The following is a 24,771-nucleotide window of genomic DNA, read 5'->3' as shown; positions in this document are numbered from 1 at the left end:
GCGCAAAGAGCTTTGTCGAACCTTGGCAATCTCTGGCACCTTGGGGCCTATGGTTACATTATTGCGGTCTTTCTTGTCTGGGTGACGCGCCCATTCGATGCAACAACCATCATATTGCGGGCCACGGGTCTTTCGATTGTGACGATAATGGCCGGGATGGCGCTCTCTCTCGTCATGACACGGGCAATCAAGGGCGGCATCAGGTTGCCTCCGAACCTTCAGGAGAAGCTGCCGGCCCTTCAGTACCGATTGAATGCCTTTGTACCGCGCTTGCTGAAAATCATCCGCCTCGTCGTTTTTCTGGGTACGTTCCTGCTGCTTCTGGATATCTGGGGTGTCCTGGGCGTGCTTGACTGGCTCGTCAGTGATGCCGGCTCGCAACTGGTCAGCAAGTACAGCGCAGCTTTCTTCGTTCTGCTGGTGGCTTTTGTCATCTGGCTGGCCGTGATGTCCTGGGTGGATCTGCGCCTTCAGTCGAGGGCCGGATATATTGTCAGCGCTCGCGAGCGGACGCTGTTCCAGCTGTTCCGGAATGCATTCACGGTTGTTATTCTGGTGATGGCGTTTCTGCTGGCCTTGTCCGAAGTCGGTGTCAATATCGGACCGCTGATCGCAGGTGCCGGCGTTGTCGGTCTGGCAATTTCCTTCGGAGCGCAGACCCTTGTCAAGGACATCATTACCGGTGCCTTCATTCAGATAGAAAATGCGATCAATGAAGGTGATGTGGTGACGGTCGCCGGTATCACCGGGACGGTTGAAGGGATCACAATACGATCCGTGCGTATGCGTGATCTCGATGGAACAACGCATATCATCCCGTTCTCCTCGGTTGATATGGTCTCCAACTTCATGCGTGGCTTCTCTTATCACGTCGCGCTGATCGGTGTTTCCTATGATACCGACATTGCCGTTGCCAAGGAGGCTATGTTTGAAGCCTTCCGGCGACTGCAGGAAACAGATTTCAAGTCCAAGATCTACGGCGATCTTGAGATGCACGGTGTAACCACTTTTGCCGCGAGCTCGATCGATATCCGCGCGCGCATCAAAACGACACCGGGAGATCAGTGGTCGGTTGGTCGCGCTTACAACGAGTTCATCAAGCAGGTGTTTGATGAGCAAGGCATCGAAATACCGTTCCCGCAAGTCACATATCATGCGGCAACACCGCCTTTTGTGGAAGAGGCGAATAATTCGAAACGCGATTCGAAGCTAAAGCCGAAACCGAACGAATTGACGGATGATGCTCCTGCAGAAGATGCGGAGCATTAATATTTTCAATGCCTTAATGTATTGCAAGCACAGGGCGGGTTTGCAGGTTGCGCGCGTGCGCAGCCTGTCAAAACGCGGGAATCTCGTATGCAAAATTGTTGATTGAATTTCGTCAGGTTTCGTTTTATTTTCATTTTACCCTTTCGATTACAGGCGCGTTCGAGCCGGAGACTGACATATGGCGGCTGACTACGATCTTTTGATTATTGGTGGAGGCATCAACGGGACCGGGATTGCCCGCGACGCCGTTGGGCGTGGAGCGTCGGTACTCCTGGCCGAAATGGGAGATCTTGCAGGCGCAACGTCTTCAGCCTCGACCAAATTGATCCATGGTGGGCTACGGTATCTGGAATACTACGAGTTCAATCTCGTACGGAAGGCGTTGAAGGAGCGCGAAGTCTTGTGGCGTGCTGCTCCCCATATCGCCTGGCCACTGCGTTTCATTTTGCCGCATCACAAGGACCTTCGGCCTGCCTGGCTGCTGCGTCTTGGTCTATTTCTTTATGACCACCTGGGTGGACGCAAACTTCTACCTGCCACAAAGACCGTACGGCTGGACCAGGCACCTTATTCACAGGGGCTGAAAAAGCTGTTCCGGAAGGGGTTTGAATACTCGGACTGCTGGGTGGACGATGCGCGCCTTGTCGTTCTCAATGCAAGGGATGCGGCGGACCGTGGCGCAAAAGTCCTGACGCGTACCAAATGTATCAGTGCACGCCGCGACGGCACTGTCTGGTCCGTGGTTCTCAAGGACATGACCTCCGGTGAAGAGCAGACGGTCACGGCAAGCGTTCTTGTGAATGCCGCAGGCCCCTGGGTTGCCGAAACCCTGAACCGGGTTGCCGGGACGAACAACAATTCAAAGATCCGTCAGGTCAAGGGCAGTCATATCATTGTGCCGCGCTTGTTTGATCATGACCGGTGTTTCATATTCCAAAACGGAGACGGTCGGATTGTTTTCGCAATTCCGTATGAAACCGACTTCACGCTGATCGGCACGACAGACGTCGATTATCACGACGAGCTGGGTGAAGTGCAGATCTCGCAGGACGAGATTGAATATCTTTGCAAGGCCGCCAGCGAGTATCTGGAAAAGTCGATTGCACCGGACGATGTGGTTCACACCTATTCCGGTGTCCGTCCTCTTTATGATGACGGTGCCAAAGATGCCAAGGCTGCAACGCGCGATTATGTGCTGGAGCTGGAGGGCGGCGAAGACAATCCCGCCGTTCTGTCGGTCTTTGGTGGAAAGATCACGACCTACCGCAAATTGTCCGAACAGGTGCTTGCCAAGCTGGAACCGTATCTGCCTTTCAAGCGCGGCGTTTGGACAGCCTACGCACCGTTGCCAGGGGGTGATTTCAAGGTCGATGAATTCGACGACCAGGTCGCCAATCTGCAAAAGGACTTCCCATTCCTGGACAAGACCTTTGCAACCCGGTTGATCCGGCACTACGGAACCGATGCGCGACTGTTTCTTGGAGAGGCCAGGACCGTTGCGGATCTCGGGCGCTGCTTTGGCTACAACCTCTATGAGGTGGAAGTGAAATGGCTGATCGAGCGCGAATGGGCGCGTACGTCACAGGATCTGCTGTGGCGCCGGTCCAAGCTAGGCTTGAGGCTCAGCAAAGAGGAAGCTGCTGACCTTGATACTTACATGTCCGACTATCTTGCAGACCGGGCCGGCGCTGCGGCATAGTTTCCGGATGATCTGACCTGCCGGCCTTGCCGGCAGTTTTCTTGAATAAAGCAAAATCAATTGGGAGGTGCGCCATGGCCGGATGTGTTTTGGCAATAGACCAGGGCACAACATCAAGCCGGGCGATTGTGTTCGGCGATGATTTTAGTCCCATCAGCGTGAGCCAGCAGGAATTTCCGCAGCATTTCCCGAAGTCGGGATGGGTTGAGCACTCGCCTGCGGATATCTGGACAAGCACGCTGAGGGTCTGCAGGGAAGCCATGGAAAAGGCTCCGGCAGGTGGTGACGCGGTTGCCGCAATCGGCATCACCAATCAGCGCGAGACAACCCTGATCTGGGACCGCACTACAGGTGAACCGGTCTATAACGCGATTGTCTGGCAGGATCGTCGTACCGCCGATTTCTGCGCCGGACTGCGGGCCCGGGGTCTTGAGGAAAAGTTTACGGCAAAGACCGGCCTGCTGCTCGATCCTTATTTTTCCGGCACCAAGATCGCCTGGATCCTGGACACCGTTGACGGGGTCCGTGCGCGTGCGGAGCGTGGCGAACTGGTCTTCGGAACGGTCGATACCTGGTTGATCTGGCAGCTGACGGGTGGTGCCAAGCATGTGACCGACGCAACAAATGCTGCCCGGACGCTGATCTACAACATTCATGAAAATGCGTGGGATGAGGAACTTTGTGAGCTTTTGAACATCCCCTTGAACCTTCTTCCCGAGGTCAAGGACAGCGCAGACGACTTCGGGTCGACAGCGCCGGATCTGTTCGGTCGCTCATTGCCCATACTGGGTGTCGCAGGCGATCAGCAGGCGGCCACCGTGGGGCAGGCCTGTTTTGAGCCGGGTATGGTTAAATCCACCTATGGTACGGGCTGTTTTGCCTTGATGAACACCGGTGATGAGCCGGTTCGGTCAAACAACCGGATGCTGACCACGATTGCCTATCGGCTGGATGGCAAAACAACCTATGCCCTGGAAGGGTCGATCTTTGTTGCTGGTGCTGCTGTTCAGTGGTTGCGCGATGGTCTTGGTCTGATCGAAAGCGCTGGCGATACCCAGTCTCTTGCCGAGCAGGCGGATCCCAATCAGGATGTTTATCTCGTCCCTGCTTTCGTCGGGTTGGGAGCGCCTCATTGGGATGCTGATGCTAGAGGCGCGATGTTCGGTCTGACGCGCAATACCGGACCGAAGGAAATTGCAAAGGCGGTTCTGCAAAGCGTCGGCTACCAGACAAGCGATCTGGTGGATGCCATGCGGGCGGATTGGTCGGAAGCCGGAGCGGAGCAACCGGTTCTGCGGGTTGATGGTGGCATGACTGCGTCGGATTGGACCATGCAGTTTCTTGCCGACATTCTGGGCGCCTCCGTCGACCGGCCGACCGTTCCGGAGACGACCGCGTTGGGGGCAGCCTGGCTCGCCGGATCGAAGGCCGGCATATGGCCGGGTCAAGAAGCCTTCTCCGCACAATGGAAGTTGGAAAAAAGATTTGAACCCGGGCTTGATGAGGAAGAACGTAAACGATTGCTCTCAGGGTGGCGAAATGCCGTTGCTCGAACCCGTACTGCCCAGGGTTGAGGATTTGAAAGGCTCTCGTAATAGCGAGAGCCTTTTGTTTTCAATAAGTTAGTAAAATTCGAATATTGATGTCGTAACGGTATGAGTTTCTAATCTGTTAATCCTAACGGATTAAAAATTTACGGCAGTAAAGCTTACCTAGCAAAAATATTTCAAAACAGGCCCCAAATTAGAAATATGTTGGTGGTTGATTTTCTGCCGAAAAAACGCCTTAGTTTGCGCTGGCTTGGGCTTAACTCCTTTGCACGGTTCAACGATGCAAGGCCCTTGCTCTTCATCAAGGGGAGAACAGTTTGATGAATTTCCAAAAATCCTTGAAGGCAACCCTTCTTGGCGCCAGCCTGGCTGTGATTGCGGCAAGCGGCGCTTCCGCAAAAACTCTGGTTTATTGCTCAGAAGGGTCTCCTGAAGGCTTCGATACCGCTCTTTACACAGCGGGCACTACTTTCGACGCGTCCTCCAAGCCGCTCTACAACCGGCTTGTCGAGTTCAAGCGCGGCACGACTGAAGTGATTCCCGGTCTGGCAGAGAGCTGGGAAGTCTCCGAAGACGGTCTGGAATACACCTTTAACCTGCGTAAAGGCGTCAAGTTCCACACAACCAGCTTCTTCACACCGACTCGTGAATTCAACGCCGACGACGTGATTTTTTCCTTCGAGCGTCAGCTCAAGAAAGACAATCCGTGGCACGAATATACACCGGGCACTGCGTGGGAATACTTCAACGGCATGTCCATGCCGGATCTCATCAAGGAGATCGTGAAGGTTGACGATCACACGGTTAAGTTCGTTCTGAACCGTCCGGAAGCTCCGATGGTTGCCAACCTGGCAATGGACTTCGCGTCGATCGTTTCGGCTGAATATGCCGCTCAGCTGGAAGCAGCCGGCACCAAGGAACAGATGAACCAGCAGCCAGTTGGTACAGGTCCGTTCTCCTTCGTCGGTTACCAGAAAGATGCCGTGATCCGCTATGCGGCTCATCCTGACTACTGGAATGGCAAGGAAAAGATCGACAACCTGATCTTTGCCATCACGCCGGACGCTGCGGTTCGCCTGCAAAAGCTGAAGGCAGGTGAATGTCACGTGATGCCGTATCCGGCACCGGCCGATATTGCCGATATCCGTGACGACGGCAACCTGACGCTAATGGAACAGCAGGGCCTGAACGTCGGTTACCTTGCCTACAACACCAAAGTGGCTCCGTTCGACAAGAAGGAAGTCCGCAAGGCGCTGAACCACGCGATCAACAAGCAGGCGATTCTCGATGCCGTCTTCCAGGGATCTGGTCAGGCAGCGAAGAACCCGATCCCGCCGACCATGTGGTCCTACAACGAAGCCATCGAAGACGATGACTACAACCCGGAACTGGCCAAGGAAATGCTGGCTGGTGCCGGCGTGTCCGACCTGTCCATGAAAATCTGGGCAATGCCGGTTCAACGTCCGTACAACCCGAATGCCCGCCGCATGGCGGAAGTCATTCAGGCTGACTTCGCGAATGTTGGCGTCAACGTCGAAATCGTTTCCTACGAATGGGGTGAGTATCTTTCCCGTTCCAAGGACGAAGCGCGTGACGGAGCTGTCCTTCTCGGCTGGACCGGTGACAATGGTGACCCGGACAACTTCCTGGCCGTTCTTCTCGGCTGTGACGGTGTCGGTGGTTCCAACCGTGCTCAGTGGTGTAACGACGACTTCGAAGCTCTCATCCAGAAAGCGAAGACCGTAACCGACAAGGGTGAGCGTACAAAGCTCTACGAACAAGCGCAGGCTGTCTTCAAGGAAGAAGCTCCTTGGGCAACCATCGCTCACTCCGTCGTCTTCATGCCGATGTCCTCCAAGGTCACTGGTTATGTGATGGATCCGCTTGGCGGCCATTGGTTCGACGGCGTAGACATTGCGGAATAAAACCGCTTGATTTAGGGAGGCGCTGGCAGTAATGCCGGCGCCTTCAAACATTATGACCGGTGGATGCTTTCATCTTACGTGACTGGATCCACTGGTTCTTCGTATCTGGAACCTGACATGCTCCGTTTTCTTCTAGGCCGTCTCGGCCTGTTGATACCGACGTTTATCGGCGTCACCCTGGTCTCCTTCCTTTTTATTCGTATGTTGCCTGGGGATCCGGCTGAACTTCTGGCCGGCGAACGCGGTATCTCGCCCGAGCGACGGGCCGAGGTCTTGCGCCAACTGGGATTCGACAAACCCTATTGGCAACAGTATCTCGACTACATCCTCGGCATCTTCCAAGGTGACCTTGGCATTTCATTCGTCTCCAAAAAGCCTGTCCTGGACGAGTTTATGACCTTGTTTCCGGCAACTGCCGAGTTGGCTCTTTGCGCCATCATCATCGCGGTTTGTGTTGGAATTCCCGCCGGCATCTTCGCCGCCGTGAAACGTGGATCGATCGCGGATCAGGCGATCATGGGAACCGCACTTGTCGGTTATTCCATGCCGATCTTCTGGTGGGGCCTTCTGCTGATCATCTTCTTTTCGGGCATTTTGGGTTGGACGCCCGTTTCGGGGCGAATTTCACTGATGTTCTTCTTCCCGCAGGTGACGGGGTTCATGTTGATCGACAGTCTTCTGTCAGGGGAAAAGGGCGCCTTTCTGTCTGCGGTCCGGCATTTGATCCTGCCGTCGATCGTGCTGGCGACCATTCCTCTTGCGGTGATCGCGCGCCAGACCCGTTCCGCCATGCTTGAAGTTCTGGGTGAAGACTATGTGCGCACAGCCCGGGCAAAAGGTTTGCCGCCACGTGCGGTGATCGGACTGCATGCCCTGCGGAATGCGCTTATCCCGGTTGTGACCACCATCGGACTGCAGGTTGGTGTGCTGCTTGCGGGCGCGATCCTGACGGAGACCATTTTCTCCTGGCCCGGGGTTGGGAAATGGCTGGTCGACAGTATCTCCCGCCGGGATTATCTGGTCGTTCAGGGCGGTCTGCTGCTGATCGCCGGTATCATCATGCTGGTCAATCTGATCGTGGACGTGCTCTACGGTTTGATCAATCCGCGTATCCGCCATCACTGAGCCGAGGGTTAGAACATGACAAACACGTCCCCGGCCACGAAGGCCGATACATCAAAACTGGAAGCGGAAAGCCGCAATGCCACCAAGGCGCAGCTGATCGAATTCTGGTATTACTTCTCGCAGAACAAAGGCGCGGTTGTCGGCCTGGTGGTTTTTGCACTTCTGGTTCTTACCGCCGTGCTTGCCCCGCTGATTGCACCGCACAACCCCGACTTCCAGTATCGGGACAGCTTTCTCGTCCCACCATTCTGGGAAGAGGGCGGAAAGGCTACCTTCATCCTTGGAACCGATGCGGTGGGCCGGGATATTCTCTCCCGCCTGATTTTTGGTGCACGGCTGTCCTTGCTCGTGGGTGTCATGGTCGTCACCATCGCGCTTACCGGCGGTATCGTAATCGGTGTTGTCGCGGGATACATGCGCGGTTCCGTTGATACGTTCATCATGCGTATCATGGACATCATCCTGGCCTTTCCGTCACTGCTGCTCGCCCTGGTGCTTGTGGCCATTCTGGGTCCGGGCCTGATCAATGCGATGATCGCAATCGCGATTGTCCTGCAGCCGCACTTTGTCCGTCTCACCCGCGCAGCCGTCCTGTCCGAACGATCGAGGGACTATGTGGTTGCAGCGAAAGTGGCGGGTGCCGGTCATTTGCGGTTGATGTTCAAGACAATTCTGCCGAATTGCCTGGCTCCGCTGATCGTTCAGGCAACGCTGTCCTTCTCCAATGCGATCCTTGATGCAGCGGCACTGGGCTTCCTTGGCATGGGCGCGCAACCGCCAACACCGGAATGGGGCACAATGCTTGCAGAAGCGCGTGAATTCATTCTGCGCGCCTGGTGGGTGGTCACGTTCCCGGGCCTTGCAATCCTGATCACCGTTCTTGCCATCAATCTGGTCGGCGACGGCCTGCGCGATGCGCTCGATCCGAAACTGAAGAGGAGCTAAACTCATGTCTCTTCTTGAAATCAGAAACCTGAAGGTCGAGTTCGACACTGCCAAAGGCCCGTTCAAGGCGCTGGACGGCGTCGACTACAAGGTCGATGCCGGTGAAGTGCTTTCGATCGTTGGGGAGTCTGGCTCCGGAAAGTCCGTTGCCATGCTGGCAACCATGGGCCTTCTTCCTGACAGCGCGACGATCACCGCCGACAAGATGGAGTTTGAAGGTCTCGATCTTCGAACCCTTTCTGCAAAGGAAAAGCGCAAGGTGATCGGCCGGGATATCTCCATGATCTTCCAGGAGCCGATCGCCAGCCTCAATCCCTGCTTCACGGTTGGATTCCAGCTGAGCGAAACCCTGAAGGCCCACACGGAGCTGAAGGGCAAGCAGATCAAGGATCGCGTGATCGAGCTGCTCACATCGGTTGGTATTCCCGACCCGGCTGGCCGTTTGAACGCCTTTCCGCATCAGATGTCCGGTGGGCAGTGCCAGCGTGTGATGATCGCGATGGCGATTGCCTGTTCGCCGAAGCTGCTGATTGCGGACGAGCCGACAACGGCGCTGGACGTGACAATTCAGAAGCAGATTCTGGATCTTCTCGTGAAGCTGCAGCAGGACAGCGGCATGGGCCTCATCATGATCACGCATGACATGGGTGTTGTGGCGGAAACCGCGGATCGCGTGATCGTTCAATACAAGGGCCGCAAGATGGAAGAAGCCGATGTGCTTTCCCTCTTTGAAAACCCGCAAAACCCTTACACCAAGGCTCTTCTGTCCGCGTTGCCGGAAAATGCGACCGGCGACCGGTTGCCGACGGTGAGTGACTTTGCAGAAGCGGGAGGCTTCTAGATGTCCGACGATGTGATTCTCAAGGTCCGCGATGTCTACCGGACGTATGACATCAAGGGCGGCCTGTTCAAGAAGGCATCTCAACTGACGGCGGTGAAAGGCGTCAGCCTGGATGTCGAACGCGGTTCGACGCTTGCAGTCGTCGGGGAAAGCGGTTGTGGCAAGTCTACGCTTGCCCGCATGCTGACCATGATCGATGCGCAGACTTCCGGCTCTATCGAAATTGACGGCCTGCCGATCGACATTTCCAAAACCGGCATTTCCAAGGAAATGCGTCAGAAGGTGCAGATTGTGTTCCAGAACCCTTACGGTTCGCTCAATCCGCGCCAGAAGATCGGTCATGTCCTGGAAGAGCCGCTGCTGCTCAATACGGACATGCCGTCATCCGAACGTCGCGATCTCGCCCTGCAGATGCTGCAGAAAGTGGGTTTGCAGCCGGAACATTATGGCCGCTATCCGCACATGTTCTCCGGTGGCCAGCGTCAGCGTATCGCGATTGCGCGTGCGATCATGATGAAGCCGAAGCTGCTTGTGCTTGATGAGCCGGTCTCCGCGTTGGACCTTTCCGTTCAGGCGCAGATCCTCAATCTACTTGCGGACCTTCAGGACGAAATGGGGCTGACCTATGTCTTCATTTCGCATGACCTGTCGGTGGTGCGGTATATCGCGGACAAAGTCATGGTGATGTATTTCGGCGAAGTGGTCGAATACGGCACGCGGGAAGAGGTGTTCGACAACCCGCAGCATGACTACACCAAGACGCTGTTTGCGGCGACGCCTCAGGCTGACGTCGAGAGTATCAAGAAGCGACTGGCCGCCAAGGCGGCCTGATCGCTCCGGGACTATCAACAGTTCCCGGGTCGGTCCGGTTCAGATAAGCTCCCGAAGACTGTTCGGGAGCTTTTCTTGTTTTTCATCACACAGACGAACCGGAAATGGTGGTTGCTGGGCGCGGTCAGCTGTGTATTGGGCCTGGTCTTGCTGGATGAAACGGTGGTTGGAATTGCGCTGCCCACCATTCAGGATAGTTTCGACCTTTCCGACAATGACGCCCATTGGGTGGTGAATGCCTATCTGCTGTCATTTGCCTGCCTTGTGGCGGTCGGTGGCAAACTGGCCGACCTTTTCGGCATGTTGCGGGTTTTTCTGATTGGGCTTGCACTTTTCGCGATCTGCTCCATCGCCTGCGGATTTGCACCTTCCGGCAAAGCGTTGATCATTGCCCGTGCGTTTCAAGGCGTCGGCGCTGCGGTTATCTTTCCGATTTTTCTGGCGATGATCACCGTAACGTTCCCGAAGGAAAGGCGAGGTTCGGCTCTTGCGACAAGTGGAGCGGTCGGCACAACTTTTCTTGCACTCGGTCCACTGGTGGGAGGGCTGTTTACAGACCTGCTCTCCTGGCGGTGGATCTTCTGGATCAACCCGTTTTTTGCGCTGGCTGTTGGTATCATCGTTGCCATTACCTGGCGAGATGTCGAGAGGCCAGCGGGTCGCCGGATCGACTGGCTTGGCCTGGTTCTGATCGCTTCCGGCATGTGCCTGGCTGTCTTTGCCTTGATGGAGGCAGACAGTTGGGGTTGGAGCAGTCCCGCGATCTGGATCTGTCTGATCGCAGGATTTGTTCTGCTGGCCATCTTCTGTTGGGTCGAGACACTGTTGCAGGTTCCGCTGATCGAAGTGCGCCTGTTCGCCAGTCCGGTTTTCGCCGGAAGCAACCTGGTTCTTTTTCTGGCGCAGTTTGCGAAGATGCCACTGTTTGTATTCGTCGCGCTTTATGCGCAAACGGATCTGAAACTCAGCCCGCTTATGGCAGGTTTCCTGGTCATGCTGGCTCCGGCCCTGCAGCCAGTGACAGCCGCGATTTGTGCAAAGCTTGCCGACAAGACACCGAAGCGCCGCCTGGTTGTTTTTGGAACACTGGTGTTGATCGTGTCGTTTACCTGGCTTCTGGTTACAGAACCCATGAAGAATGTCTTCGTGTTTGCACCCGGCCTGTTGGTCGCCGGGCTTGCTTTCCCGTTTTTGTTCACGCCGACACGGGCAGCGATCGCCGAAGCCCTACCGGAATACAAACACGGCCAAGGCGGCGGTATTGCAATGACTTCCCAGATTATCGGAGGAACCGTCGGACTTGCGGCATCCAGCGCGGCCTTCGCCCTTGGAGGTTATCAGATGGTTTTCGGGCTTACAGCGGTGCTTTCAATTCTGGTCATGATCCACGCCTTGTTCGCATTTCGCGGGTTTTGAAGTAGAAAGATCGTTATTCATGAGTTGAACAATTCGTTATTTCGGGTATTATCGAACTATGAGAAAAGAAGACGCCATGGATGCATTGGCTGCCCTCGGTCAGGAAACACGCCTCGATGTCTTTCGCCTTTTGGTGAAGGCAGGAAAAGAAGGGCTGTCCGCGGGAGCTATATCAGGTGCACTCCACGTGCGTCCAAACACCCTGTCGACCCACTTGGGTATCCTGTCTCAGTCCGGCCTTGTGAATTCGGAGAGGGACGGGCGCTCAATACATTATCGTGCGGATCTCGGCACAATGCAGTTTCTGGTGACCTATCTGCTGCAGGATTGCTGCGGTGGCAATCCCGAACTCTGCGCACCGATCATCAATATGGCCACAAAGACTTCCGCTGAAGACGAGGCCTGTTAAGACGCCAAAATCAGGTGGGGCAATTACTTTAAATGCGTAACGTTTTGTTTGTCTGCACGGCCAATTCGGCCCGTTCAGTGCTGGGTGAGGCATTGCTGCGTCATTTGGGGCGAGGTAAATTCACCACTTTCTCTGCGGGGTCAACGCCAAGGGGAACAGTGAACCCGGATGCGCTGGCCTGTCTGGCACGGCATGGACTACCGGCTGAAGGTTATCGATCCAAAAGCTGGGAAGAGTTTTCCGGACCAGGTACCCCTGAAATGGATCTCATCGTAACCGTTTGCGATAACGCAGCCGGAGAAGCCTGTCCCGTCTGGCCGGGGCACCCGCTTGTCGTGCATTGGGGCATTCCCGATCCGGCGTCCGTCGATGGGGACGAGGCAACACGTGCGAAAGCATTTGATCTGGCTTACGAGCGTCTGGAATTCCGTATCAACGCCATGCTCTCACTTGGAGACGGCGTCTTTTCCGCCAAAGACGGCAACAGCCGGCTTGCAGCCATTGGTGCGGCAGTCGATGACTAGGGATTAACGACATGTCTGAATTCAGTCTTTCCCGGCGCCTTGTGGCTGAGGCGCTCGGAACCGCCATGCTTGTGGGCACTGTGGTCGGGTCCGGTATCATGGCCGACAACCTGTCCGATGATGTTGCGGTTTCACTGCTTGGCAACACCATCCCGACCGGGGCCATTCTGGTGGTTCTGATCACCATGCTTGCACCGATCTCCGGGGCGCATTTCAATCCCGCGGTTTCGTTTGTGTTCTGGCTGCGTCGCGAGCTCCCGTTCGGTGTCGGTATTGCCTATATTACCGCGCAGATTGCCGGAGGAATTTGCGGATCTCTGATCGCGCATGTGATGTTCGATCTGCCGGTCTGGCAGGCGTCGACCACGGTGCGCACGGGCTCTGCACAATGGGTTGCGGAAGTCGTGGCAACTTTCGGGCTCCTGGCCAGCATTCTGGCCGGTATCCGCTTCCGGGAAAGTGCGGTTCCCTGGCTCGTCGGTCTCTACATCACTGCTGCCTATTGGTTTACGGCCTCGACCTCCTTTGCCAATCCTGCCGTGGCGATCGCGCGCAGCTTCACCGACACGTTCGCAGGCATACGTCCCGTCGACCTGCCGGGATTTGTCCTTGCCGAATTTGCCGGCGCTGCCCTGGCTCTGGCATTGTTCACCTGGCTCCTGAAGTCAGAAAAAGCCTGAAACTCAACCGGCCCTAGAGTGGCTTCCTCATGAACCACCGGCGATGCTCCGCCGGTGGTTGATCCGGTCCGTTTTCGAGCATGCCGAAGTCGTGATAACCCAGCTTGAGATAGAAGGCGTGGGCGGGTGGACTTGAAGTGTCCAGCCAGACATTGAAACAGCCAAGCTCGCGTCCTTTCTGTTCGGCGGCAGCAACCAGCCTGCTGCCGAGACCGGTTCTTTGAAAGAGGTCGTCGACCCAGAGCGTCTTGATCAACAACCAACCGTAAGAGCTGGAGGCAGTCAGTCCACCAAGCAATTGTCCAGTGTCAGATGTGGATTTAAGCACAAAGGATTCATTACGTGACTGGGCATTTGTTTGTGCAAGCGAAGTCAAAAGTTTGCGCTCGATTTCTGCAGCTGTCGCGTCACTTTCGGCTTCAGTGGCAATTGACAATTTGAATGAAGTCACGGCTGGCTCCCGGCGTAGCTTGGAATGATGCGAATGCCATCAACTCCTCCTTAGAAATCCCGCGCGCATATTAAGTGCTCAGGAGAGCTGTCGCCTGGCGCCGAAGATAGAACATGAGATTTTCGACTTCCTCCATCGCGGTTTTTTCATCTCCGGCGGCGATCGCCTGCATGACTTCAAGGTGGCTCCATGCAGCCGGATTGAGATCGGCCTGACCAAAATGCTTGAACCAGAAGCGTCTGCATTGGGTCTGCAGGGGAGCAAGCGCCTTGGCGGCAAACGGATTGCAGGCAGCCTGGGAAACGACCTCATCAAAGGCCTTGTCCAGACGCAGATATTCTTCGACGTCAGGTATGGATGCCGCTTCTCGCATGTCTTCCGCACATCTCTCCAAGGTCTTGCGTTCTTCCTGGCTGGCCAGACGTGCCGCGGATCCGGCCACAAGGCGCTCCAGGGCATGTCTTGCATCGAGTACCTTGATGAAGTCTGAGGGGTTCATTTCTGCAATGATGACCCCTAGGCGCGGGCGAATTGTCAAAAGACCTTCCCAACTCAAGCGTTGAAGCGCTTCTCTGATGGGCGTTCGACCCAGCCCGAGCCGTTGTGCAAGCGCCACTTCCGTCACCGCTTCACCCGGCTTCAGTTTCAAGGTGACTATGCCTTCTTCCAGATGTCGGTAAGCCTGGGCCGATTGGCTCATTTCCGTCGTCATCAAACAAGTGATCCTCTGAATTCAGATGTATTATAGATATATCACTGGTCGATCTAAGGAAAGATCTGGTTTCAAGATGTGTAAATTGTCTGTCTCCCTTGCCCGGAACACTCAGGAGGTGTTCGAACCGGTGAGTTCTTCTCAGCCAAGTCTTTCCCGCTATTGCAAAAATTGAAAAAGCTTGCTTGAACTCACTGATGAGCAAAGGGCGTATTTACGTGGCAGGAGCCGGTATTATTGGCATGGCTGTTGCCGCAAATCTTCTACAACGTGGTTTCGATGTAACGATTGTGGACCGGGAAGGGCCTGCAGCGGGGGCAAGCCGCGGCAATGCGGGTGCGATTGCCTGGACCGATGTTGCTCCGCTGGCCTCGCCTGGGCTCTGGAAACAGGCGATGAGGTGGATCGCCGACCCGCTTGGGCCGCTGACTGTCCGGCCAGCATACGCATTGAAAATACTGCCCTGGATGCTTCGTTTCATGGCAGCCTCGAATTCCCGGCAAATGAGGCGCAGTACGAAAGCTCTTGCGGATCTGAATGGTGCCGCTTTACCCGCCTGGGAGCGTCTGTGGCGGGTGTCCGGCACGCATAATCAGGTTCGGCGTGATGGCTGTCTGGAGGTGTTCGATACCGAGGCTTCATTGACAAAGGCTCAGGCAGGGTGGCAGGAGCAGCGTGCCTTCGGTATCGAAATCGAGCAACTCGATGCTGGCGCTATCAGAGACCTGGAACCTGATCTGTCCGATCGTGTCATCGGTGGCGGTTTCGTTCCGGGTTGGATGCAGGTCGATGACCCGATGCTTCTGTGCCTCTCCCTTGCCGACTGGCTAAGATCTCAGGGGGTTGAATTTGCAGTTGCCGAGATCGGTCGATTAAAACCGACGGACAGGGGATGCGTTCTTTTGTTCAAATCGGGAGAGCAGATTGCGGCCGAGCGGCTGGTGATTGCCTGTGGGGCGTGGTCGAAGTCTCTTGCGGGGCAGCTCGGCGACAGCATTCCGCTCGATACGGAACGGGGATACAACATCACGATCCCGAGCCCGGGCGTGACAGTCAAACGAATGATCATGCTGCCCGGGCACGGCTTTGTTGTGAGCCCGTTGTCGACAGGTTTACGAGTTGGAGGGGCGGTGGAATTCGGCGGTCTCAAACTGTCGCCGAACTGGAAGCGCGTCGATGCCATGGTGACCAAGGCGCGGTTGTTCTATCCGGGCCTGAAGACCGACGGGGGTGAGCGATGGATGGGGTATCGGCCATCGATCCCGGACAGTCTGCCGGTCATATCACCAGCGTCAAAGCATGAAGGCGTCTTTTATGCTTTCGGTCATGCCCATCACGGTTTGACGGAAGCTGCAGTCACTGGAGAACTGATTGCCGACATGATCGAAGGCAAGACATCCGTGATTGATGTCAAACCTTTTGCGGCGGACCGTTTCTAAGCGAGGTCTTCGACATTTGGTGAAAACGGCGGCCAATGGCCGCCGCTTCGGGGCTTATCGCACCATTGCCAGTTTCAATGTCAACTGCTCGGTCATGTCATGCAGACATTCGCCGGTCTGGTGAAAGCCGTAGGCCGCGTAAAAACGCCGTCCTACCTTGTTGTTTTTGAAAACCTCAACCGTTAAAGGGCCTTTCAGTTTCACCGCATGGTCCACAAGGCTGCGGCCAAGGCCCTGACCGTGGAATGCGGGATCAAGAAAAAGTCCGCCGATCTGATTTTCAAGAAGAGCGATGAAGCCCACTGGTACATCGTCGATTACGACGACGAAGGTGTCCGCCTTTGGCAAATAGACATCACGGATCGCGTTTGCAGCCATGTCGTGAAAGTCATCATCCAGAAACGGATGCGCGAATTCGCTGGCGATGCGCCAGATGTGCAGGATCGCGTCAGTGTCTTCACTGACATAGGGTCTAATCATTTTGGAAACGTCCGTCCTGTTCCGGTCAAGGATACTGACCGGTTTGAAAACTCTTCTCTAGGGTTCGGCAAGTGCCGCCTGTTTAGTCAGGAAGCAGGTTGCTGATGGACACCCGTTGGTGCCCGAAGGGTCAGGACATAAAATCTCCGAAGTCTGCTTTGTCAGGCTAGCATGAAGGGTGCGGTTTCGAAACGCACAGCAGGTAGGTGCCGGGCTCAGACCTGTTGCATCGGCGATTGCCGCTGTGCGCGATAGATCTGATCGAGCCTTAGTGTGACGATTGCAAAAATCACCCAGCCGACATGGAAACCAACACCTGCCAGCATGACCAGACTGCCAGGGATAGGACCTATGGCTGCACGTTCAAAGGCTTCTGCAATGTTGGTCAGCGGAACGGGATGAATGGCTATCTTGCCGTAATAGGCCACGGCCTGAATGGCCAGGATCCAGGAGTAATTGCTTCGCAGTCTCCTTCCGGCAGCCCGTACAAGGCTGATGTGATAATGGGGCATCTCGTAATCATCGGCGAGCAAAGTGCTCCAGTTCCCGGTCATGGACAGTCTGTGGCCGTGGAGTATCGGCGCATAAAAATCAGATTCCAGTAGCCGTGCCCGAGCGCGGAACATGTTGTAGTAGCGATAGCGGCGGGCTTCGAAAATCAGGAACACGGTGACCAGCAGGCCGACCAACACCATCGGCAGGGGGGAGGCATCCCTGTTGGAAAAGGTTGCCGACAAGGCAATGCCGGTGGTCACGACTGCCCAGTTGGTGGTGTTGTCCAAGCGGGTTCGCCAGTGAGTGCTTCGAAAAACTTCAGCCCGGTAGAGATGCGCAAGCGCGCCAAGTGTCCCGGAGTCCATGTCCTGGTGAAGCCTCTCGTCAACACTCTTTTCGCCTGTCTCCCCCGGCATGCCGTAACCCTCGTGTCACGTCCTTCAGGGAAAGCTTAGACGCAAAGTCGAACCGGGTCGAGGTCAGCTATCGAGATCACCCAGAAGAGATTGCATCAGCCTCTTCCAGTTGCTGCGAAACAGGCTGTTGGAAAAAGCTACTTCCGCTTCTTGTTCATGGCGGCTGCAAGCGCCGCGGCCATGGCGTTGTTGCCACCGTCACCGCCGGAGCCTTTCGGTGCACTGCCACCACGGGGACCGTTGCCGCCCGAACGATTGCCTCCCGGACGATTGCTTCCCGGACCCCGGCCTTGCCCACGCTGGTCGCGGTCGGAGCGTTCTCGCTGGCCCTGGTAGTCGGCCTGTGATTTCATCGTCATGGAAATGCGTTTGCGCGGCACGTCCACTTCCAGGATGGTTACCTTGACGATGTCTCCCGCCTTGACGACCTGATGAGGATCGTCGACGAAGCGGTCGGCAAGCTGGGAAACATGCACCAGACCGTCCTGATGGACACCGACATCCACAAAGGCTCCGAAATTGGTGACATTGGTAACCGTGCCTTCCAGCTTCATGCCCGGTTTCAGATCGGAAATTTCCTCGACGCCGTCCTGAAGAGCTGCCGTCTTGAATTCCGGCCGCGGATCCCGGCCCGGCTTTTCAAGTTCTGAGAAAATATCCTTGACGGTCGGCAGGCCGAATTTTTCGTCTGTATATTCTGCCGGATCCAGGCCCTTTAGAAGGGAGTTGTCGCCCATGATCTGGCGAACATCGCGGCCGCAGGCTTTGACGATACGTTTGGCGAGTGGATAGGCCTCCGGGTGAACCGAAGACGCATCGAGCGGTTCCTTGCCGTCATTGATGCGCAGGAAACCCGCGCAAAGCTCAAATGCCTTGGCACCAAGGCGCGGAACTTCCTTCAATTGTTTGCGGCTGTCGAAGCGTCCAATGGAGTCGCGGTGTTCAACCACGGCTTTGGCGAGGCTTTCAGACAGACCAGAAATTCGCGAAAGCAGGGCCGGTGAGGCGGTGTTGAGGTCAACGCCAACCGCGTTCACCGCGTCTTCGACCACCGCATCGAGTGCGCGGGCAAGCTTGGTCTGGTTGACGTCATGCTGGTACTGGCCAACGCCGATGGACTTCGGTTCGATCTTCACCAATTCCGCAAGCGGGTCCTGCAGGCGCCGGGCAATGGAGGCCGCGCCACGCAGGGAAACATCGATATCCGGCATTTCCTTTGCTGCCAGCTCGGAGGCTGAATAGACCGAAGCCCCGGCTTCGTTGACGATGACTTTAACCGGTCGCTGGCCGGCGGGAATATCGGTCAGCACATCGCCGGCGAGTTTGTCCGTCTCGCGACTGGCCGTGCCATTGCCGATGGCGATCAAGCCAACCTTGTGCTTGGCGATCAGCGCGAGCAGCGTGGCGCGAGATCCGGAAACATCGTTGCGCGGCTGAAAGGGGTAAATCGTTGCGGTATCGACCAGCTTGCCGGTGTCGTCCACCACAGCGACTTTCACTCCCGTGCGGATCCCCGGGTCCAGGCCAAGCGTCGACTTTGCACCCGCCGGGGCGGCCAGGAGCAGGTCTTTCAGGTTCTTGGCGAATACCTGGATAGCTTCTTCCTCGGCCTTGTCCCTCAGAACACCCATCAGGTCGAGCTCCAGATGGAGGGCGAGCTTCACCTTCCAGGCAAAACGGGCAACTTCCATCAACCACTTGTCCGCCGGTCGGCCGTGATCGGCAATTCCATATGTATCTGCGACCATCTTGACTGCTGGCAGCACCGGCGACACGTCGTCGGCGTCAACGGTCAGGTCGACAGACAAGATGCCCTCATTGCGGCCGCGGAACAAAGCCAGCGCGCGGTGGCTCGGAATTTTCGACCATTTTTCAAAATAGTCAAAATAATCTGCGAATTTCGCGCCCTTGTCCGCCATCCCGTCAATCAGCTTGGACTGGACAACACCACGCTCTTCCACATGGCGGCGCAGGCGCCCGACCAGTTCTGCGTTTTCGGCAAACCGCTCCATCAGGATTTGCCGGGCACCGTCAAGAGCGGCCTTGGTGTCGGCAATGCCCTTGGCCTCGTCAACAAAGCCGGACGCTTCCGTCTCGGGGGTTTTGGCCGGACTTTCGAGCAGGAGATCTGCAAGCGGTTCAAGTCCGGCCTCGCGGGCGATCTGCGCCTTGGTACGCCGTTTTTTCTTGAACGGCAGGTAGATATCTTCCAGCTGCGATTTTGTTTCCGCCGCCTGGATGCTTGCGGTCAGGGCATCGGTCAGCTTGCCCTGCTCGTCGATCGATCTGGTGATCGCAACACGCCGGTCTTCCAACTCCCGGAGGTAGATCAGCCGTTCTTCCAGTTTACGTAGCTGACTGTCATCGAGACCGCCTGTTGCTTCCTTGCGGTACCGGGCGATGAAGGGCACCGTCGACCCTTCATCCAGCAGCTGTACGGTCGAGTTCACCTGTCCAGCCTTGCAGCCGATTTCATCGGCAATCCGATGAGCGATGCGCAGCGCCGTGTCGGCGGATAGAGCAGCTTTGGAGTCTGCTGAAGTAGTGTCCGTATTCGTGAGGCTGACCATTTACGCAGTGACTTTCGAGATTGGAAGTTTGAGCCGCAGAAGATATTCCGCCTTAATCAGGCGGAAAAGAGACCACACGGCTCCGTCCACTGCCAATTACCTGTGCTTGGCAAAAATCGCGAGGCTCGAGGAAAATTCTGAAACAGCGATCCGCTTTGTCGATGCTCGACAGTCACGAAAACGGGTTTCAGATTGCACCTGGCGCTAGAATTGCCGTACGTCTTGAACGGAATGCAATAAATTGCGTATTCTATGTTCTATAATTACATATATCGTTGATCAGATTGTCGGGATTGCCAACTCCATGAGGAGTGGTTGGGGCACCGCAACCGGTGCATCCGAACACTAAAGGCAATACGATTCAATTATCCGGTTTGCTTAAAAGGAGCGCAGACTGATGGCACGTGGAAGGCCGAGAAAAGTCAGCACAAAAGAAGCCCTTCATTCGGTCATGATTGCGTTCTGGCAAAACGGCTATTCAAGTACGTCGATGAACGATCTTGCGGATGTCTCGGGAATGGCCAAGCCGGGCCTCTATGCTGCGTTCGGGGACAAGGAAGCACTGTTTGAAAAGGCGCTTCTACATTATTTCCAAGCCTATGGCGGTCCGGTTTTCTCGCAGCTTCAAGCTGCCAGAAAGCACTATGTGGAGGATTTTCGAGACTTCCTGGGGGCGGTTGCAGACCTAACGCTGGATCAGAACACGCCTTCAGGCTGTTTTCTGGTGAATGCCCAGGTCGATTGTGCTTACGGCTCCGAGCGGCATCAGGAGCTGGTCAACAGTTTGAGGGAGTCCCGGTACACAGGCATCAAGGAGCGTCTGCTGAAGGCTGTCGCTGCCGGCGAAATGCCAGCGGATGCAGATGTCGATCGCGCCGCAACTTTTCTGGACGGCCAGTTCTCGGCCATTGCAATGCTTGGTCGCAGTGGCATCTCCGATGTGGAACTGAAGACCTTTATCGAGACGGGCTTGAGTACTTTGCCGGTGAGCGGATCGGCCGAACTTCTCTTCGATGTTCCAAACGCACCTATCTTACGACAGTGATGCGCTCTGCGGCGCGGGTCACGGCCGTATAAAGCCAACGGCTCTTGTGTTCGCGGAAAGCCCAGCTTTCGTCAAACAGGATTACATCGTCCCACTGTGAACCCTGTGCCTTGTGCACGGTCAGCGCATAGCCGTAGTCAAATTCGTCGGCCTTGCGGCGGATCGCATATGGAATGCTTTCTGCACCGTCCTCGAACATGGACGGCAATACTTTCACCTTGACGTTGGTTCTGCTGATCTCATCCTCGGAGACGACATCGAAGCGCAAGGTGTTGCCGCGCGGCTGACGCAAGCGTTTCACCGTCCAGAGTCCGCCGTTCAAAAGGCCCTTTGTCTTGTCGTTTCGCAAGCAGACAAGCTTGTCACCGACCGCGGGCATCGGTGTGGTGAAGTCCTTCAGTTCCCGTATCCGGCCATTGTAGAGGCGACGGGTCTTGTTGGTTCCGACCAGGACCTGGTCCGACGACAGGATCTGATCCTTGTCGATCTCGCGGCGATGAATGACCTTGCTCTCGCCGAATTCGCCATAATCGAGTGTGCCGCCATCCCGGATTGTCATGGACATGCGCACAATCGGGTTGTCCTGAGCCTGGCGATGCACTTCCGTCAGCATTACGTCCGGTTCGGCCTCTGTAAAATAGCCCCCGCCCTTGACCGGGGGCAACTGCGCAGGATCTCCCAGGACCAGGACCGGAGTGCCGAAAGACAGAAGGTCCTTACCGAGTTCTTCGTCCACCATCGAACATTCATCGATGACAATCAGGCTTGCGGTTGCCGCAGCACTGTCACGCTTGATGGCAAATTGCGGACCGGCATCATCCTCATCGTCGTCCAGGTCGTCCTCTTCCTTGGCAGAGCGCGGACGGTAAATAAGCGAGTGAATAGTGCCCGCGTCCTCACACCCTTTTTGGCGCAAGACATGCGCCGCCTTGCCGGTGAAGGCACCGAAGCAGACGTCGCCGTCAATTCCTTCAGCCAGATGGCGAGCGAGGGTCGTCTTGCCGGTCCCTGCGAAGCCGAACAACCGGAATACCTGCCGGTCGCCGCGCTTCAGCCAGGCGGCGGTTTCTTTCAGCGCTTCATCTTGTTGCGGGGACCAGGCCACGGAATCGCTCCTCACATATGCGGACCCGGTTGCTTACCCTGATTTGCGTATTTCAGCCAAGTTCGAATTCCGTTCTCCGTCGCACCGGTCGTCGCGCGGACTACCCAAGCACGGAGAAGGAACTATCCTTCGTCAGTTCGCGCTTCCGGGAGAAGGTCGCAGTGTCGATGGTGTGGTCGACATGTTGCAACGGGAACTGCAATGGCGCGTTGTCATGATCGTTGCCGCTTTCACAGTAATCGATGAGTTCCGTCATCAGGCGACCGGCAACCATCGCATTCTTGAACTGATTGCCGCTGGTGCCGATGGCCAGGTAGTAGCCGTCCACGTCACTGCGGTCATAAATAGGCAACCAGTCTTCGGTGGCGTCATACAGATCTGCAACACCGAGAGGATGCTGAGACACACCGAGTTCCGGAAGTCGCTGAGAATAACGATAAGCATAGGTCAGGGCACGATCGGTCAGATCTCTCCGGAAATCGTCCGGGTCCTCTTCGATGTGAGGGTCGCAGGACGGGTTCAGGCTGCCGATCATCAGCTGTCCGCCGCTGCCGGGTTTGACGTAGCAGGCAACGTCCGCGTCGGCCACAATCAGCCCCTTGCGCGAGTATTGGAGACGTTCAGGCGGTTTGATCTGCACCACCTCCTGCCGGAGGGGGCTATGGCCGATCCTCAGCCCGACATCACCTTGCACAAGTGCATTCACCTTGCCCGAGTGCGGTCCGGCGACATTGATGACAATGCCTGCGCTGAAGGCCTGCCCATCTTCACAGACAACACCCGTCACACGATTGTCTTCAACCGGAATTTCAACGACCTTCTTGTTGAACAGGAAAACAGCGCCCTGCTGTGCAGCGGCCTCCTTCAGGTTCCGCGCTGCCAATTGCGGATCATCGACATAACCGCTCGCAGGAAAATAGACGGCTCCTTCTATCCTGCCGCCAGTGGGTGTTCCAAAATCATCGTCGTCCATGGATTTGGCCGGGCCAAAGCGGTCCAGATTGTAACCCGGCAGGTGTTTTACGATCTGCTCCCCAGACCAGTGTTCATATTCGACACCCAGTGTATCTGCATGCCTCAGAATGTGCTCCAGCGTCTTGTCGCCGTCGGTTTTCATGAGAATCGTTCCGGTTTCCACAAAACGGGCGAGTTCGTCCGAAGTATCCGCACCCAGATTCGCCGGCCAGTTCTTCCAGTCGTTATAGCCTTCAAGGGCCATCGCTGTTCCATCCAGCGTGGAATAATAGGTTCTGATCACTGCGGCGGAACTTGACGTGGAGCCGTAACCCGCAGCAGGCAACGCGTCGATGTTCAGAGTTCTGAAACCCTTGAGGGACAGGTTGTGCGCAATGGCGCATCCAATGATTCCAGCGCCGATAATAATGGCGTCAAACTGGGTTTTTGCGTCGTCCGATGAAGGCGCAAGAGGCATGATCCGATTCCTTGAAAAGAGTCCTTCTCAGGACAATGGACATGGGTAGATCTGTCCAGAAGAATATGCGCCATCCTCTGTTCTGAAATAGTCAATCATTGTGAATTCTGCCTTCGTATTGTGGTAATCAGTCACCAAATGTTTTTAATATCACCACAATGATGATTTTGTAAAACTCTGCTGATTTTGTTCCTAAGTCTCAAATTGAAATCAACGCCCGGCGCACTCAGACTGAGAAAAACAAAAACGATTTTGTCAAAATATCAAACAGTTGGAGCAAAATGTGCGGGGCGTGAAATTGGGGGAATGGCCAACGCTGGCCTTGATATCAGCGACGGCGACAACATGGATGCTGCTCGTTGGCTTCTATTCGGAACTTGGATGGATCATCTGTCCGATTGCAGCGATCGCGGTGACTTTGCAGTCCTCCCTGCAACACGAAGTTCTTCACGGGCATCCGACCCGAAACCCTGCAATGAACGAAGCTCTTGTCTATTGTTCCCTGGGACTGTTCATTCCTTACCGCAGATTCAAGTCCTTGCACCTTCGACATCACAACAACGACCGGCTGACCGATCCCTATGACGATCCGGAGACGTTTTATCTCGCGTGGCGGGACTGGGACAGTCTGCCAGTGATCATCAAACAGATCCTCAAGCTCAACAACACATTGCTGGGCAGGTTGATCATCGGTCCGGCGGTGTCGCTGATCGGTTTCTACGGCTCGGAAATCCGGATGCTGAGATCTGGAGACAAGGCGGTTATGCGAGCCTGGCTGCACCATATCACTGGCCTGATGCCGGTCATGCTGTTCATCACTGTCGTTGGCGGTATGCCGATTTGGCTCTATGCTATTGCGATCGCTTATCCAGGAATGAGCCTGCTGATGCTGCGAACCTACGCGGAGCACAGGGCCCATGAACATGCCGAGGCGCGTTCTGTCATCGTGGAGTTCTGTCCAATTTTTTCACTTCTGTTCCTGAACAACAATCTCCACGTGGTGCATCACGCTCATCCGCGCGCACCCTGGTATCAGTTGCCTGGGATCTACAGGAACGCTCGAGAAGACTGGCAGCGCCGCAATGAGGGATATGTTTTTGCCAGTTATCTGGAGATGGCAAAACATTATCTGTTCAAGGCCAAGGAACCGGTTGCGCATCCGCTTCGGCGCACAGCGCCTCATCCGGTCCAAAACTCCAACGAGGCAGTCTCTTGAGCGGCCCGGGATATTATCCCGTTCGATTATCCATGTATGACTGGCCGGAAGTCCGTGCTGCAACCGCGGTGCTGGAGCAGGCATTGCATGCAGCACTTGAAGAAAAACTCGGATTGAAGCCGTCAGACCTGATGCCGTGGCCGGAAGGCCTGGATGAGGCAGGTATCTGGGAGCAGCCCGGGGTCCTTTTGACCCA

The 24,771-nt window shown here is 55.8% G+C and carries 22 protein-coding genes and 1 pseudogene; 16 read left to right on the top strand and 7 right to left on the bottom strand.

What is annotated here, in order from left to right; translation table 11 throughout:
- From K5905_RS03770 to K5905_RS03715, 12 genes are all read left to right on the top strand, one after another.
- Positions 1-1,269, top strand: a 1,269-nt coding sequence (locus K5905_RS03770; protein WP_297580457.1) for a mechanosensitive ion channel domain-containing protein, incomplete at its 5' end; no start/stop codon positions are given.
- Between the two features lie 178 nt (positions 1,270-1,447).
- Positions 1,448-2,968, top strand: a complete 1,521-nt coding sequence (gene glpD / locus K5905_RS03765) for a glycerol-3-phosphate dehydrogenase (RefSeq protein ID WP_297580455.1) — start codon at positions 1,448-1,450, stop codon at positions 2,966-2,968.
- A 74-nt stretch (positions 2,969-3,042) separates the two neighbouring features.
- Positions 3,043-4,542 carry a glycerol kinase GlpK gene (glpK, locus tag K5905_RS03760; protein WP_297580453.1) on the top strand — a complete coding sequence of 500 codons (1,500 nt, stop codon included), beginning with the start codon at positions 3,043-3,045 and terminating at the stop codon, positions 4,540-4,542.
- Between the two features lie 296 nt (positions 4,543-4,838).
- Positions 4,839-6,443 carry an ABC transporter substrate-binding protein gene (locus K5905_RS03755; RefSeq protein ID WP_297580451.1) on the top strand — a complete coding sequence of 535 codons (1,605 nt, stop codon included), beginning with the start codon at positions 4,839-4,841 and terminating at the stop codon, positions 6,441-6,443.
- Between the two features lie 117 nt (positions 6,444-6,560).
- Positions 6,561-7,568, top strand: coding sequence for an ABC transporter permease subunit (locus K5905_RS03750; protein WP_297580449.1), 1,008 nt, complete (start codon positions 6,561-6,563; stop codon positions 7,566-7,568).
- A gap of 15 nt (positions 7,569-7,583) precedes the next feature.
- Positions 7,584-8,513: an ABC transporter permease subunit gene (locus tag K5905_RS03745; RefSeq protein WP_297580448.1), complete on the top strand. Its 930-nt coding sequence runs from the start codon at positions 7,584-7,586 to the stop codon at positions 8,511-8,513.
- Positions 8,514-8,517: 4 nt separating this feature from the next.
- Positions 8,518-9,354 (top strand): ABC transporter ATP-binding protein, encoded by an 837-nt coding sequence (locus K5905_RS03740; protein WP_297580447.1) that lies wholly within the window; start codon positions 8,518-8,520, stop codon positions 9,352-9,354.
- Positions 9,355-10,185, top strand: coding sequence for an ABC transporter ATP-binding protein (locus K5905_RS03735; protein WP_297580446.1), 831 nt, complete (start codon positions 9,355-9,357; stop codon positions 10,183-10,185). It begins immediately after the preceding gene.
- Between the two features lie 75 nt (positions 10,186-10,260).
- A complete protein-coding gene (locus K5905_RS03730; protein WP_297580445.1) occupies positions 10,261-11,601 on the top strand; it encodes an MFS transporter in 1,341 nt (446 codons plus the stop codon).
- Positions 11,602-11,659: 58 nt separating this feature from the next.
- Positions 11,660-12,010, top strand: coding sequence for a helix-turn-helix transcriptional regulator (locus K5905_RS03725; protein ID WP_297580443.1), 351 nt, complete (start codon positions 11,660-11,662; stop codon positions 12,008-12,010).
- Positions 12,011-12,042: 32 nt separating this feature from the next.
- Positions 12,043-12,534 (top strand): arsenate reductase ArsC, encoded by a 492-nt coding sequence (locus tag K5905_RS03720; RefSeq protein WP_297580441.1) that lies wholly within the window; start codon positions 12,043-12,045, stop codon positions 12,532-12,534.
- Positions 12,535-12,545: 11 nt separating this feature from the next.
- Positions 12,546-13,214: an MIP/aquaporin family protein gene (locus K5905_RS03715; protein WP_297580439.1), complete on the top strand. Its 669-nt coding sequence runs from the start codon at positions 12,546-12,548 to the stop codon at positions 13,212-13,214.
- Positions 13,215-13,227: 13 nt separating this feature from the next.
- On the opposite strand, the gene K5905_RS03710 is transcribed toward K5905_RS03715, so the two are convergent.
- Both K5905_RS03710 and K5905_RS03705 read right to left on the bottom strand, forming a co-directional pair.
- Positions 13,228-13,665, bottom strand: coding sequence for a GNAT family N-acetyltransferase (locus K5905_RS03710; RefSeq protein ID WP_297580437.1), 438 nt, complete (start codon positions 13,663-13,665; stop codon positions 13,228-13,230).
- 70 nt (positions 13,666-13,735) lie between these two features.
- Positions 13,736-14,377 carry a GntR family transcriptional regulator gene (locus tag K5905_RS03705; RefSeq protein ID WP_297580435.1) on the bottom strand — a complete coding sequence of 214 codons (642 nt, stop codon included), beginning with the start codon at positions 14,375-14,377 and terminating at the stop codon, positions 13,736-13,738.
- Positions 14,378-14,574: 197 nt separating this feature from the next.
- Here K5905_RS03705 and K5905_RS03700 point away from each other — a divergent pair, with 197 nt between their 5' ends.
- Positions 14,575-15,816, top strand: coding sequence for an FAD-binding oxidoreductase (locus K5905_RS03700; protein WP_297580433.1), 1,242 nt, complete (start codon positions 14,575-14,577; stop codon positions 15,814-15,816).
- A gap of 54 nt (positions 15,817-15,870) precedes the next feature.
- On the opposite strand, the gene K5905_RS03695 is transcribed toward K5905_RS03700, so the two are convergent.
- From K5905_RS03695 to K5905_RS03685, 3 genes are all read right to left on the bottom strand, one after another.
- Complete coding sequence (locus K5905_RS03695) at positions 15,871-16,296, bottom strand: GNAT family N-acetyltransferase (protein ID WP_297580431.1); 426 nt, start codon at positions 16,294-16,296, stop codon at positions 15,871-15,873.
- A 215-nt stretch (positions 16,297-16,511) separates the two neighbouring features.
- A complete protein-coding gene (locus K5905_RS03690; RefSeq protein WP_297580430.1) occupies positions 16,512-17,207 on the bottom strand; it encodes a DUF2270 domain-containing protein in 696 nt (231 codons plus the stop codon).
- Positions 17,208-17,344: 137 nt separating this feature from the next.
- Positions 17,345-19,777: a Tex family protein gene (locus K5905_RS03685; protein ID WP_297580428.1), complete on the bottom strand. Its 2,433-nt coding sequence runs from the start codon at positions 19,775-19,777 to the stop codon at positions 17,345-17,347.
- 397 nt (positions 19,778-20,174) lie between these two features.
- Between K5905_RS03685 and K5905_RS03680 the strand changes: the two genes are divergently transcribed.
- A complete protein-coding gene (locus tag K5905_RS03680) occupies positions 20,175-20,822 on the top strand; it encodes a TetR/AcrR family transcriptional regulator (protein WP_297580426.1) in 648 nt (215 codons plus the stop codon).
- Here K5905_RS03680 and K5905_RS03675 read toward each other — a convergent pair.
- Both K5905_RS03675 and K5905_RS03670 read right to left on the bottom strand, forming a co-directional pair.
- Complete coding sequence (locus K5905_RS03675; RefSeq protein WP_297580424.1) at positions 20,806-21,927, bottom strand: ATP-dependent RecD-like DNA helicase; 1,122 nt, start codon at positions 21,925-21,927, stop codon at positions 20,806-20,808. The genes K5905_RS03680 and K5905_RS03675 overlap by 17 nt on opposite strands.
- A gap of 100 nt (positions 21,928-22,027) precedes the next feature.
- The gene (locus tag K5905_RS03670; RefSeq protein ID WP_297580422.1) at positions 22,028-23,359 is read right to left on the bottom strand and encodes an FAD-binding oxidoreductase; all 1,332 of its coding nucleotides are present in this window, start codon (positions 23,357-23,359) and stop codon (positions 22,028-22,030) included.
- Positions 23,360-23,642: 283 nt separating this feature from the next.
- Here K5905_RS03670 and K5905_RS03665 point away from each other — a divergent pair, with 283 nt between their 5' ends.
- Together K5905_RS03665 and K5905_RS03660 are read left to right on the top strand one after the other, a co-directional pair.
- Positions 23,643-24,575, top strand: coding sequence for a fatty acid desaturase (locus K5905_RS03665; protein ID WP_297580420.1), 933 nt, complete (start codon positions 23,643-23,645; stop codon positions 24,573-24,575).
- Positions 24,572-24,771: pseudogene (locus tag K5905_RS03660) on the top strand (hypothetical protein); the annotation flags it as partial. The gene K5905_RS03665 and the pseudogene K5905_RS03660, both read left to right, overlap by 4 nt.

The sequence above is a fragment of the Roseibium sp. genome (assembly GCF_025698965.1).
Classification (GTDB): Bacteria; Pseudomonadota; Alphaproteobacteria; order Rhizobiales; family Stappiaceae; genus Roseibium.
This window is presented reverse-complemented; position numbering and strand designations above follow the sequence as displayed.